The 13,631-nt window shown below is 42.7% G+C and carries 11 protein-coding genes; 6 read left to right on the top strand and 5 right to left on the bottom strand.

Annotated features, from left to right (window positions below; translation table 11 throughout):
* Nucleotides 1-55 precede the first annotated feature (55 nt).
* Together QO187_RS03535 and QO187_RS03530 are read right to left on the bottom strand one after the other, a co-directional pair.
* The gene (locus tag QO187_RS03535) at nucleotides 56-1,567 is read right to left on the bottom strand and encodes a glycosyltransferase family 2 protein (RefSeq protein WP_371547289.1); all 1,512 of its coding nucleotides are present in this window, start codon (nucleotides 1,565-1,567) and stop codon (nucleotides 56-58) included.
* A gap of 475 nt (nucleotides 1,568-2,042) precedes the next feature.
* Nucleotides 2,043-2,918, bottom strand: coding sequence for a LysR substrate-binding domain-containing protein (locus QO187_RS03530; RefSeq protein ID WP_102092703.1), 876 nt, complete (start codon nucleotides 2,916-2,918; stop codon nucleotides 2,043-2,045).
* 112 nt (nucleotides 2,919-3,030) lie between these two features.
* Between QO187_RS03530 and QO187_RS03525 the strand changes: the two genes are divergently transcribed.
* A complete protein-coding gene (locus QO187_RS03525; protein WP_102092702.1) occupies nucleotides 3,031-3,747 on the top strand; it encodes an SDR family oxidoreductase in 717 nt (238 codons plus the stop codon).
* Between the two features lie 126 nt (nucleotides 3,748-3,873).
* Complete coding sequence (locus tag QO187_RS03520) at nucleotides 3,874-4,752, top strand: DMT family transporter (protein ID WP_102092701.1); 879 nt, start codon at nucleotides 3,874-3,876, stop codon at nucleotides 4,750-4,752.
* A gap of 223 nt (nucleotides 4,753-4,975) precedes the next feature.
* On the opposite strand, the gene QO187_RS03515 is transcribed toward QO187_RS03520, so the two are convergent.
* On the bottom strand, nucleotides 4,976-5,896 hold the full coding sequence (locus QO187_RS03515; RefSeq protein ID WP_185156580.1) for a homocysteine S-methyltransferase family protein: 921 nt from the start codon (nucleotides 5,894-5,896) through the stop codon (nucleotides 4,976-4,978).
* 531 nt (nucleotides 5,897-6,427) lie between these two features.
* On the opposite strand from QO187_RS03515, the gene QO187_RS03510 reads away from it, so the two are divergent.
* From QO187_RS03510 to QO187_RS03500, 3 genes are read left to right on the top strand one after another with little or no spacing between them, the layout of a single operon-like run.
* Nucleotides 6,428-7,759, top strand: coding sequence for a hypothetical protein (locus QO187_RS03510; RefSeq protein ID WP_371547285.1), 1,332 nt, complete (start codon nucleotides 6,428-6,430; stop codon nucleotides 7,757-7,759).
* Between the two features lie 32 nt (nucleotides 7,760-7,791).
* A complete protein-coding gene (locus tag QO187_RS03505; protein ID WP_102092626.1) occupies nucleotides 7,792-9,006 on the top strand; it encodes an IS256 family transposase in 1,215 nt (404 codons plus the stop codon).
* Nucleotides 9,007-10,059: an SEC-C metal-binding domain-containing protein gene (locus tag QO187_RS03500; protein WP_371547283.1), complete on the top strand. Its 1,053-nt coding sequence runs from the start codon at nucleotides 9,007-9,009 to the stop codon at nucleotides 10,057-10,059.
* A gap of 190 nt (nucleotides 10,060-10,249) precedes the next feature.
* Here the strand turns inward: QO187_RS03500 and QO187_RS03495 are convergent, their stop codons facing one another.
* Complete coding sequence (locus QO187_RS03495) at nucleotides 10,250-11,377, bottom strand: zinc-binding dehydrogenase (RefSeq protein ID WP_101204526.1); 1,128 nt, start codon at nucleotides 11,375-11,377, stop codon at nucleotides 10,250-10,252.
* Nucleotides 11,378-11,504: 127 nt separating this feature from the next.
* Complete coding sequence (locus QO187_RS03490; protein ID WP_101204527.1) at nucleotides 11,505-12,182, bottom strand: glutathione S-transferase family protein; 678 nt, start codon at nucleotides 12,180-12,182, stop codon at nucleotides 11,505-11,507.
* 464 nt (nucleotides 12,183-12,646) lie between these two features.
* Here QO187_RS03490 and QO187_RS03485 point away from each other — a divergent pair, with 464 nt between their 5' ends.
* Nucleotides 12,647-13,558 carry a LysR family transcriptional regulator gene (locus QO187_RS03485; RefSeq protein WP_101204528.1) on the top strand — a complete coding sequence of 304 codons (912 nt, stop codon included), beginning with the start codon at nucleotides 12,647-12,649 and terminating at the stop codon, nucleotides 13,556-13,558.
* Nucleotides 13,559-13,631: the final 73 nt, after the last annotated feature.

The raw sequence follows: 13,631 nt of genomic DNA, 5'->3' as shown, positions 1-13,631 counted from the left end.
TGACCTTGTTTCAAAATTGGCTTATATAAACCGCTATCTTTATAAGTACTGATTCTTACGAGTCGATGGTCTTTTTATCTTTAAATAAAGACGTCGCATAAGATGTCGTGATAGTCGTCTTCTTTTCATGGGCTACTTTTAGAGTCTGTCTCAGAACCTTACTCATACTTAATATATCTGCTCGAGCATCAGAGAAATTATCCATTGCGACCTTGGCGGCGCTTAGTTTAAGAATACAAACTGCCGCTGCACATATAAATAGTACTGGCGAATAGAGCGGTGAAAATGGCGCTACAACTATGGCTGTAATGATATTTAGCACCAACAGCAGTTTTGGTAACGCCGCTATATTCTTAAGGAATAAGGAATGACGATTTTGGATATAGTTTTGTTTTGGCGTACAGACAAAAGGTTTTTCTCGTCCCCACAGCACCGGAAGCCATGACAAGGCACCAATTTCCCAAAAGTTCAAATGCATCAACCATGCACGTATTTTTCTACCAAAACGGGGCTGGTAGCTGTCATCTATTTGTTGATTGAGAGGCGATTGATCACGGCAGTAAGCCCATAGACGTCTAAGGATAAAAAATGTGTAGCCTGCATAAACCAGATATAAAGGTGCAAGCATCGACACGTCAGCGTTATTTATTAAAAGCATATCAACCATTACCAATAATGAGCAGATATGCAAAAGGATAAAGAACCCCGTGAAGTTTGCCCAAGCACTTAATTGAGACAGATGAGCGCGTATATATGCTAAACGTTCATCCATACTTTTAGATTGCGAGACATGTTGAAATGGAGAGTTGTACGGGACTGACAAGTAATCCGTGAGCACTTGCATATTGCCGTAGATCCAGCGTCGGCGTTGACATATTAGGTCATCTAGCGTGTTAGGTAGTAAGCCTGTGGCAATAACTTCTGGCACAAACTGACTGCGAAAACCTTGTCGATGCATAAGCACGCCCATCTGAGCATCTTCAGTGATAGAAGCGCCTGACCAGCCTCCTATGCTCAAAAGGTCTGAGCGTCGAATGACTGCGTAAGTACCCGTTGATAAGGCGCGATTGCGATTAAAAGGACGATACAAATGATGATTGAAATAGTGATTCAACTCGCTATGCGCATCGAGCTGTCCTTCATTACGATAAAACTGCGGAAACTGCAGTAGGGTATACTCAGGATATTGAGCGATAGCCTGCGTAATAGAGGCTCTAGCATGTGGTAATGCTTGGTAATCACTATCGACCACCACAATGTGACTACAGTCTGGACTCATTAACCCAAGTGCCAAGTTCAAAGCACCCGCTTTAAATCCTTCGACACGATCAATGTGATAAAAATGAACATTCAACTCAGCGTCTAAACTTTGGCAAAATGCTGCTAACGGCTCATATAACGACGTCTCTTTATTATTATTATCGATAATTAATATCTCGTCACACGCTTCTTTTACTGCTAATAACGACTTTATCGTGGCGATAACCAGCTCTGGAGGCTCAGCTCGCGTCATCAATTGAAAACTGAGTGCTGCGCTAGTTAGAGCTTTTTGTGTGTTAGCAGTCATGTCTGGTCCTTAAGCATGTACAGCAAATGAAATTTATATAGAAAGAATGGGCCTATAGACAATGTAAGTACTTGTATCCTCAGTCATTTAATGAATACCAAGGCATACTAATACAAAATTAAGTAATAATTTAGCCGATAATTGTTTGTGATAAATTAACTGTGTAAGTTGTATGTAATGTGACATAAAAACTTAGTAGTTTAATAACGTAAAAATAGGGCGTTTTTTGATTCAGAATGGGGTAGGTAGCTGTGTTTTATTTTTAAGTTAGGGTAATTAGCATAAGGAAAAAAGAGGAGAAAAGACGAGGATAAAAAAGCAGAAAGGTCTACATCATTACGTTGAAGCACGACTGAAATCGTAGTTAGTTTCAGAAGCTAACTACGTTAATAAGTTTGAGATTAGATTATGTATATTGACGCTTAACTTAATGCTTAGCTAGCCCTAGCTAAATCAAGTCAGTGCTAAGCCTGTACTAAGCCAGTGCTAAATGAGTGACACACCAGTTCCAGACAGCGTCGACAGTTGGTGTTGATGACGAACTCTTTTTGCGAACGAGATAATAATCTGGATCGACTGTTAGCGTTGACTCACTTACCTGAACCAATCTTCCTGCATTCAAATCCGCTTGTACAAAAGCCTGACAAGCAATCGCAACGCCCTGACCCGCCAGCGCTGCATCTAAAGCCAATGCGGTTTGGTTAAATACAGCGCCGGGCAGCTTATCTGTGGTACCAAAAAATCGTGGCCAATGATGATGTGAGTCATGGAGCAATGGCATTTCTTGTAGCGCCTCTGTTGATATAGGCAGTTCTCTACTGGCTATCAGGTGCGGGCTGGCAACTGCCACGAGTGTTTGGTTAAACAGTAGCTGAGCCTCGAGTGAGGTAGGAAAGGGAGGGCGTGTTAAACGCACAGCGATATCTACTTGATCACGGTCAAAATCTGCAATGGACTCAGTCGCTACCGTACGCAATTCTACATCAGGGATAGCAGCGGTCAAAGCTGACAACTGAGGTAATAATAGCTTGGTGGCAAAAGTCGGTGTCACGCTGATAGTGACTGTCTTGGGTTCTCTGAGTAGCTGAGCTGTTGCTTTATCCAAAATTTTAAAAGCGCGAGTAACTTCTGCAAAGTAAACAGAACCTTGGCTAGTGAGAGCCACGCCTCTTGGTAGTCTTTGAAACAAAGGAAAGCCGATATGCTCCTCTAGCATTCTTACCTGCTGAGCGACCGCGCCCTGTGTCACAAACAGCTCATCCGCCGCCGCCCGAAAATTAAGATGACGCCCAGCAGCCTCAAATGCACGTAAGGCATTGAGCGGTGGCAATGTACGATGGCTGTTTGACATTTTGTTTTCCTAGACTATAGATTTTCTACAGTCTAGCATCTTTTATTATGATGTTAGGAATCTGATTTTATTGGTTATGATAAATGAAACGATAACTAATGGAGAAAGAAAGATGAATAATATTACAACAACAAAAAAAGTAGCGCTTATCACCGCAGGCGGATCAGGCATGGGTGCTGCCGCTGCTCGTAAACTTGCAGCCGATGGTTATCATGTCGCTATTCTGTCTTCCTCTGGTAAAGGTGAGGCTTTAGCAAAAGAGTTGGGCGGCATTGGTGTTACTGGCTCCAACCTTATTAATGAAGATGTACAACGTTTGGTTGATTTGGCGATGCAACAGTGGGGACGTATTGATGCGCTTGTAAACTCTGCTGGTCATGGCCCGCGCGCACCTATCTTGGACATCACTGATGAGGATTGGCATAAAGGGCTAGAGGTTTACTTTCTTAGTGCGGTACGTGCAATTCGTTTGGTCACGCCAATCATGGTGGCACAGGGTAGCGGTGCTATCGTCAATATATCTACCTCTTGGGTAACGCAGCCGACTGCGCTTTTTCCTACGTCAACGGCTTTTCGTGCCAGCCTTGGCGCTTTTACCAAGATTTTCTCAGATGACTATGCAGCAAAAGGTGTGCGTATTAATAATGTCTTACCTGGCTGGATTGATAGCTTGCCTGAAGTCGATGAGCGACGTGCTAGTGTACCGATGGAGCGTTATGGCACCTCTGAAGAAGTCGCCTCAACGATTGCCTTTTTATTATCCGAAGCTGCCGGATATATCACTGGTCAGAATATACGGGTTGATGGTGGCGTCATTCGCTCTGTGTAACGAATCAATCAATACAAGCCTATTGATACAAGATAGTTAATACCAGACTGTTAGTACAAGCAATAAAACACTATCGACGCTAGCTGCTTGAAAAAAGCAGCTCATCTATTTATTAAGGCCAATGTTATGTTTCGAGCATATGCTGCACTGGTGCTACTTGGTGTCATCTGGGGGTCGAATTTTATTTTTATGAAATGGGCGACGGCTCTAATTAGCCCCTCACAAACCGTATTTTTACGCCTGCTATTTGGGTTCTTACCATTGGTTGCCGTTGCCTGGCACAGTAAAGTAATTACTCGGGCGCAGTTACAGCATTTGCCATACTTTATAGTGATGTCAGTGCTCGCAACGTCTTTTTACTATTATGGATTTGTCGCAGGTACGGCGCTATTGCCCAGTAGCATTGCAGGTCTATTAAGTGGCTCAATCCCTATATTTACCTTTTTGGGCGCGGCGCTGTTCTTACCTGATGAGCGTCCGACCAAGCAAATGGCGATTGGACTTGCGCTAGGATTTGCTGGTATCGCATTAAGTGCGCGACCATGGCAAGGCGCTACTGGTGTCTCTCTCGTTGGCGTTTTGTGGATGTTGGCAGGATCTTTGAGTGTGGGTGCGTCTTTTGTATATGCGCGGCGCTATCTGTCTCCTTTGAGGTTGCCGCCACTGGCGTTAGCCACTTGGCAAGTGGGGTTGGCTGTCATAACGCTTTCGATACTCATCGATTTCGATGGTATAACCCAGCTGTCGACAGATACTAGGGCAATGTGGGGAACGATACTTGGTCTGGGTGCTTTGGGTACTGGCGCTGCTTTTTTGATTTATTATTTTATTATCGAGACGTTGGGTTCGGTGCGGGCTGCTGGTGCTACTTATATTGCTCCAGTCGTTGCTGTCATCATTGGCGCTGTAATTGGAGAGGACATCACCAGCTTAGAAATTATAGCGTTGGTACTGATTTTAAGTGGTGTCCTACTGATACAAACGGGTAGAAAGACTTCAGGGTAGCGGTAGGAATGGTAGGCTGTTAAAAATACAATACGCATATTTATGACAAGCTAGTCAATGATTTCATTCAAGCCTGTAGCTGCTACTGAATTTTTCGATACGTTTACAGCATAGCTCCATGACCAGCAACATGCCGACCATTAAATAACATTCGATGGTCGTCAGCATGATGAACTCAACGATCTAATTATCTTACATTTTCTATGTTCAGATCAGCCTATGTCTAGGCAGTAGCAGTGAAATGTTGGCTTAATTCCTGAATATGCTCAGGGCCAATACCGCAGCAGCCACCGATTAATGAAGCACCCTGTGCTTGCCACTTTTGTGCCCAGAGCAGATAGGCAGGCGGGGTCAAATCATCACGTACTTCATTAAGCGTATCATTTGCCGCAGCATTTTTTGGTTGCGGCGGGAAAGCATTGGCATAAGCGCCAAGTTTGATATGCTGCGCTTGTTTTGCTTGCAGTACAGTTTGTGCGACATCTAGTGCTTGCTCGATGACATCAGGTTGGCAGCAGTTAAAGAGTATCGCCTCGACATCGAGAGCAGCCATCGTTGCCACAGCTTCCTCGACGGTTTCTCCTGAACGCAGACGTGGTACATCGATATCCATACTGTCTTCTAAAGTAAAAGCTACCCATAGCGGTTTATTGTCTGTATCTAGCGTACTAAGTAGCTCACGAACAGCGATAGACTCGGCGATTAGACTCTGAGTCTCAGCGAGCCAAAAATCGACATACGGATTTAGACCTTTGATTAGTGGGGTGGCGATATCTTCTACGTGGTCAGCATCAAACAAGTCTGCACGGTAGGAGCCAAATAGTGGCGGGATAGAGCCAGCTACTTTGGTTGCTGCGCCTTCTAGCGTCACTGCTGCACGTGCCATTTCGCCTGATGCTGCTGCCAAATCTTGTGCTTGCGCCACAAAACGCTCCTCGCCGATATGAAAGGGTACTAGGGCGTAACTGTTGGTCGTAATGACTGCCGCGCCGCTCTTTATATAAGCACGGTGTACATCACGAACGATCTCTGGCGCTTCTATCATTGCCAGTGCTGACCATTCAGGTTGACGAAACGGTGCACCACGTTTCGCCAATTCTCGTCCCATGCCACCATCAATAATTGTGGTTGTATTTATTGGCATAACGAATCCTTCTTTATTGTGAGTAGACAAACCTATGGAGGTGCTATTGTTAAAAATAGAGTTATTTAAAGGAGCGAAATACTAGGCGTAATAAGCGTCAGATGCAACTATAGGTTTGTTAGTGATGTTAATTCATGGCTCTTGGTATTTGGTTGTCCAATTTTGACACCGCTATCGCAAGATTTTTTTGATAACGTTTATATAAATTGCGAGTAAATACGATGGGTTGAATGGTAACGGGTTTTGTGCAAATCTGGTGGGTAATGGTTTTATAATATATCTTAGTTATAACCCTCCACGTTTTATTGAATATAAATAGAATGATATTAGAGAATAACCAGTAATACTAATTTCTTATAGTTTAATATTAAGATTGATAATGCCGGAATTATATTGGTTATAACTAACTGTTAGTATTGAGCAAGTGCTTTTTTCGATCATTAAACTGATATTTGTGAGCTTATCTTTACAAATCCTCATCAACGTTGTATCGCGCTGAATTTCTACTTTTCCTATAAAGGATTGAAAGTGATGAATATCGAACAAGAAAAAGTAATCGCTAACCTGTTAAAGGAGATGGAGCAGGTTGCTACAAAAATACGTATTTTAATAAATGGGATCCCACCAGAAGAACTGCTTGGGTACATTTATGGCCAACTTATGATGATGAACAGTAATACCACTTCGCCAGAACTAAGCTCCGATACTCAAAATAAAGAAAAAAATGAAATTCAATTCTTATTAGAGTACGTGCATGCGGTTCTTGCTTCTGATGTAGCCCAAGAATATGTGGTGTTTGATGAAAGAAAATGCGGTGAATTATTTGCACTTAGTCGAAATTTACGAGAAAAATCCATGTGTTTTGCGATGGTTTCTTCTATAAATACTCAGAATAAAGACTTCGGTTCTAATACGGCGGATATTGAATTTCAGGCCAAATCATCTTGGCTTATGCTCAGAGGAAATCGCTATCAGGTGTTAGAAGGTGAGTTTTATCAATATGTTCTTGCACCACATGATGATGTTTTAAAAGATATTTATGGTATTGGAGCTATTGAAATTGCTGAGGGGTTTCAACAGTTAGCCAATGCAACGCGTGTAGGCCAGGCTAATGCTATTGAAGAAATGATGAAGCAGTTTCAAGCTGCTCAAGATTTCGCTGAAAAGCAGAATAAACCGCTCGAAGATGCTATGGAAGAATGGGTCGAAGCAAACGCTCAACAAACGAAAAGTGCGGGCTTAGCTGTGGATGATATGCTAAGAGGTGGTATATCCAATGTCAGTAGACATACAAAACTACCTTCAGAACTTTTAGCAGATTTGGCGTACTCACGTGGTGAGGAGCTTGATTTCTTCAGTGAAGGTGATTTTTCCGGCACACCTTACAGGACATTACCTGCTCGTAAAAAACCTTTAATCAAACTTGGTGAAGACTATTATGCTGTAGATCCTTGTTTTATCCGGGACGCAGGGTACCGTTCGCTTCTTTTTAATTTGTTGCAAAAGAAGCCTGATTACAAAGAAGCTTTTAAAGAACGACAGAAAGTAATGAGTGAAGCTGCGTTCCCCGAAATACTTGCTGAACAACTGAGTGGAGCAGTAATCTATCAAGAAGTCTATTATAAAGACCCCAAAACTAAACAATGGGCTGAAAACGATACCCTAGTTTTAATTGATGATGTACTTTACCTCGTTGAAGCTAAAGCTGGCGCAGCTGCGAGCATAGCTTCACCTGAACTTGATTTTAAGCGCCATTCACAATCTATAAAAGATTTGATAATAAAGGCTTACAAGCAGTGTGAACGTTTCTTTGAATATTTAAAATCTGCTGACGAAGTCGAGCCTTTCCCAAACTTTGTGTAACTGCTTATAATCCACTAACTGGAGAATAAGCAATGACTACTCAACCCGACATCAAGAAACTGGCCCAGCAGATGGCTGGTAGCATGAAAAGCTTCGATGACATTAAAGACTTCCAAAAGCAGCTCATGCAATCCTTTATCGACACTGCCCTTGAAGCTGAGATGGAAGATCATCTCGGCTATCCCAAGCATGAAAAGGCGGATAAGCCTAACAAGCGCAACGGGCACACTAAAAAGACCGTCCGCAGTGACACAGGCGATCTTGAGATATCTACCCCAAGAGACCGTGATGGTGACTTTGAACCTACACTTGTGCGCAAGCATCAAACCCGTATCTCAGGGCTTGATGATAAAATCATATTTCTTTACGCCAAGGGCCAAACCACCACCGAGATTGTAGAGAGCATTAAAGAGCTCTACGATGTCGATATCTCAAGTAGCTTGGTTTCAAGAGTCACTGACAACATCTTAGAGGACATCACTGCATGGCAGAACCGGCCATTGAGCAGTGTTTATCCTATCGTCTATCTAGACTGCATTGTCGTCAAAGTACGTCAAGACAAGCAGATCATCAACAAGGCTATTTATCTGGCTCTAGGCGTGGGACTTGATGGTAAGAAAGAGCTACTTGGTATGTGGCTGTCAGAAAATGAGGGCGCTAAGTTCTGGCTAGGTGTTCTTACCGAGCTTCAAAACCGTGGCGTACAAGATATCCTCATTGCCTGTGTCGACGGCTTAAAGGGCTTCCCTGATGCCATTAACACTGTTTATCCAAATGCTCAGGTTCAGCTGTGTATCGTACACATGGTGCGTTATTCAATGAAGTTCGTACCGTGGACGGATAAAAAGGCCGTAGCGGCTGATTTAAAGGCCATTTATGGTGCGGATACGCTTGAGATAGCAGAGGCCAATCTTGAGCACTTTGATGAAGTGTGGGGCGATAAATACCCGCACGTGGTCAAGTCTTGGCGCAATAACTGGGAAGGCTTAACGGTGTTCTTTAATTACCCGAAAGACATCAGAAAAGTCATCTATACCACCAATGCTATTGAGTCGCTAAACAGTGTGATTCGTACGGCAGTGAATAAGCGTAAGGTGTTCCCCTCTGATCAGGCAGCGTTTAAGGTAGTCTATCTAGCAACCCAGCAGGCGTCTAAAAAGTGGTCGATGCCGATTCGTAACTGGACGTCTGCTCTGAATCGCTTTATGATTATGTTTGATGATCGTATTAGCAGGCATTTAATCTAAATGGCAGTTACACAGAATCTGGGATGGTCTCACGAAGTCCCACTATTCAACCTAATAAATGGAAAATATGAGGAAGTAGGAAAACTCCGTCATTCAGACTATCGTGTAATGATCCCCATTGGGCTAACAGTTGAGTCATTCTCTCCATTTTCATCATTTTCTAAAAACTTACCCCAAGTAAAACCACTGGTTGGGCAATATAGTTTTGTTTCGATTTCCATTGATGACCTTTTTGTTCTAAGACGTATGTTGCCTACTCCTGGAGTATTTGCACATTATATGGAAGTGCGACAAGCAATTGCAGGCATTAAACAAGGACTTCTTTTCGATGAATTCGATCATCTAGGAGCTTACCTAACTAAAAATCGCTTTGATCAGGATATCATTGACCAGTCTAAGGACGAAAATGCTAGTTTAGTAATATATAATGGGATGAGTGACGTTGTAGACAGCGCTTTCGCAAGTGAACAATGGGAAACAAGCTCAAAACCTACTCAAGAATTTCCTGAAGTGGTTTTAAAGGTACTTTCAGCACTTGATATTTCTCGTGAACCAGGATGGCTCTCTGTCGATAGCCTAATTCGAGATTTTGGTGAGGAAGCACGTAATAACTTTGCAAAATACCTTACTGATCTAGACAAAACTATCGAACAGCATCCAGCTCGCTATTTCGCATTTGGTGGGGAAGCTAATCCAATTCTTGTCTGGATGCAAAACTCAAAATATGAAGTTGAATGGGAGAAGGTAAACCATAAAGCAAGTGTTGTTGCTATATCGATTAAAGTAGAAAACCTAATAGGGGTACTACTTAAAGTTGGTAAACGAGGTGTTTATGAAGCGGCACAACCTCTAAAAATTAATGTTCCAGTGGAGCAGACTAAAGAAAATATGCTCATATTTGAAGATGCGAAACGGATGAATCAGCAAATAAAATCTAGAGCCGATCATGCCGTTAAGGGAAAGTTAGAGCCAAAGCAAAAACGAAAAGTCGGCCGTAATGCTTCATGTCCTTGCGGAAGTGGAAAAAAGTATAAAAGATGTCATGGCCTTTAGGTATTAACAATTTTCTGATTAGAAATTTACGCTAAAAAATATTTCATAATAGAAACTTAAAGAAGAATTATTACAATGAATAAATATTATTCGACTCTAAAATAAACGTTGCTATAGCAATCAAGCACAAAAAAGCAGACATCCTAGAATATCTGCTTTTTTTATTTCTATATTATGCTTCAAACAATTATTAAGCTTGAGGTTTGATCAAGTACTTCTCACCAGTCGCCTGTTTGCCATAAGCGGCGATTGATTTCAATTGTAGTGCTTCCTCTAGCGTCACTTCATGCGTATAGCTGCTCGCAAAGGTGGTGGTGATTTCTTCTGCCACGCGTTTGCGCATGGACTGAACCGTTTCACTACCAAGTTTGCCAAGTGCATTGAATAATAAGAAACCATTCACACCCCACGCAAAACCAAAGTTACGGTTTAAGGTGATTGGACCACGGTCTAAGGCGCCATAAATATAAGCTTGTTTAAAGGTATTTGAGCCATAGACGCTGTATTCTTCTACGTCACGAGTGATAGCGGCTTCCATACAGTTTAGAATATCGCTGGTGAGCTTACCGCCACCGATAGGGTCAAACGAAATCGTAGCGCCTGTTTCAGTAATCGCGGCGGTCAAATCAGCAAGGAACGTCTCGCTGCTTGAGTTCACCACATACTTTGCGCCCATATCGCGCAATAGCTTTTCTTGCGAGTCTTTACGTACGATATTCACCAAATCAACACCGTCTGCCATACAGATACGGTTTAGCATTTGACCAAGGCTAGAAGCGGCTGCTGCATGTACGATGGCTTTGTGGCCTTCAGCGCGCATGGTTTCGACCATTGCCAGTGAAGTGAGCGGGTTTACAAAAGACGATGCAGCCTCGGTAGCTGTCGTGCCGTCTTGCATTTCTATGCAGCTCCTTACATTGACACAGTGGTATTGACGATATGTACCGCCACCAATCACCGCAACCATTTTGCCCATGAGTGCTTGTGCGGCTTCTGATGAGCCTGCGGCGACGACTGTACCAGCGCCTTCATTGCCGACAGGCGTGTCTTTATTTACCCGAGTTTTGAGTGATGGCATGAATTTCGCAGGCACATCAGCAGTAATGATCGGGTTGTCATCAGTGCCTGATTGTACAGCGGTTGACATATCAGCGGCGCTGAACATCACACCAAAGTCAGAAGGGTTCAATGGCATGGCTTCCATGCGAACGACAATTTCGTCAGCACCGGGTTGCGGCATCTCGATATCTTTTAAAGACAGGGTTAATTTGTTGTCATCACTGATGGTTGAAACCAGTTGTTTATTTTTATCGGTCATAAGATTTGCTCCTGCAAATAGTTAGATTTTTAGACCAATCCCTTTACGGCATTGGTCGTTCTTTAGGTTATTGAATTTTAGTAATTTTCTTAATGTGGCTCATTTTTAGTAGCCACATTGCCACAAGTTATTTAGCGTTTGCGGCTTGGATTAGAGCCTTAACGTGTTGCATAAACTCAGGCATGTTTGCTTGACTATCTGCCTGAACACTTTTTGCAATCTCGGTTTCACTCATGGCTTTGTTCCATTCTTTCATGCCGTCCACTTCTGCCAGTACATCCCACTCAAGCTGAGTCGCGCCAAAAGCGTTGACAATAGTATTGACGTAATGCACGTAAATATCAGCCATGGTGAATTGCTCGCCTGCAATCCAAGGCGAAAATTGACATAAGCGATTCATAGCAATAATGCCGCGGCCCAATACTTGACGAACTTCCTCTTTGATTGCGTTAGGTGCTTGAGTACCAGAAAATACATATGGAATTAGACGACGACTTGGTAGCTCAAAATATAGCTCTGCTATTTTCATAATCTGACGTACAGACGCGCGTTTTGCTGCATCGGCAGGATATAGTGGCTTTTCAGGATACGTTTCTTCAAGGAAGTCACAAATCACGTTAGATTCCGACAGATTAAAACCGTCCGGCATGGTGATCGCAGGTACTTTACCCACTGGACTGACGGTGAGTAGATCATCACTACCAGCGTACAAAAGGTCCTCTTGGAATGGGATGCCTTTATATAAAAGAGCGTGTTTTACGATGTTGTAATAGTTGCTTGCAGCAAAGCCGTGCAAAGTAATCATAAGTCATTCTTCCATTGTTGACGTAAAAGTTATTTTTAATCGTGTTTTCATTGCAACGTTTAGGGCGTGTTTGATATTCACAAATAGGCACTGCTGATTGCTAAAACGGTTCCAGACAAGGCGTAAAACGACGGTAATGCTCGTGCCTTAACTAGATTTACAACACAGTATGGGGCAGTTTTAGCATCAGCTCCAATATAAACAGAAGGAGACAGGACTATTTTTTAGACAGTTCGACGTTAAAAATAGTAAGTTTAGTCATTCTAAGCGTCTATGTTTTAACAATGAAGTGGCAAAAAATAGTCTCTGTCAGTGCCATGGTCGAATATCAAGCACGCCCTAAGTTAAACACATTATTACTGGTTTTAATGTGGTTATATATAAGGAATAACGTGAATCACTATTGCTTTTAAGACAATAATAAAGCGAAAATGCTCACATATTCATCTAAATGGAGAGGTCAGTTGGATCAATTACGTGCCATTAAGTATTTTAGCAAAGTCGTAGAAACGGGCAGTTTTACTAAAGCAGCAAATGCATTCAAAGTGCCACCATCCTCACTGTCAAGACGAGTATCTGATTTAGAAAAGAGCTTGGGCGCGACACTGTTAAAGCGCTCGACTCGAATCGTTAAATTGACCGAAGTAGGGCAGGTTTATTATGACGATATGCAGCAAATATTGGATCGGCTCGAGCAAAGCAAAGAAACAGTACGCAGTTATCAAACGACGCCGATGGGACGGTTACGCGTCAGCTCTATGGTGGGTTTTGGTGAAAAAATACTGCTACCACTGTTGGATGAGTTTGGTGAGTTGTATCCAGAGATTGTGCTAGATGTCAGTCTCAGTGATGAATTATCCGCATTGGGACGTGACGATGTCGATATTGCGATTCGCGGTGGTTATGCGCCAAATGAGCACGTGATTGCTATTAGGCTCATGGACAATGGCTTTATACCGGTTGCGTCGCCCAGTTATTTAAAGATGCATGGCGAACCTAGTCATGTGATGGCATTAAAGGAACATAAAGGCCTGTATTTCAAAGCACCAAACGGGCCAACGCCTTGGCTCTGCTATGTGGACGATCAGTGGCATGATGTCTCAGGGCCAGCAGTGGCAATTTCAAACAATGGACCATGGCTAGCCAAAAAGGCTTGTGATGGTGAAGGGATTTTGATGTCAACAAGGTGGGCACTATCCTCATATCTTGAGTCAGGGGCATTGCAAGAGATTAAATTTGAGCATCCATTAGCAATCACGCAGCATGCTGATATGGCCGTATATCTGCTGTATCAAAAGCAGCGCTATCTAGTGCCTAAGGTAAAAGCCGCCGTCGATTTCTTGGTTGAGAGGATAAAAGTAGGAAGTATAAAATAATAGCCTAAGCAGAAATTTTATAATCAATTCATACTAGTTAGATTTTCTGCTAGTCTAATCCGCATAGGCGCGG

This window comes from Psychrobacter sp. Arc9, from assembly GCF_041431295.1.
Classification (GTDB): Bacteria; Pseudomonadota; Gammaproteobacteria; order Pseudomonadales; family Moraxellaceae; genus Psychrobacter.
This window is presented reverse-complemented; position numbering and strand designations above follow the sequence as displayed.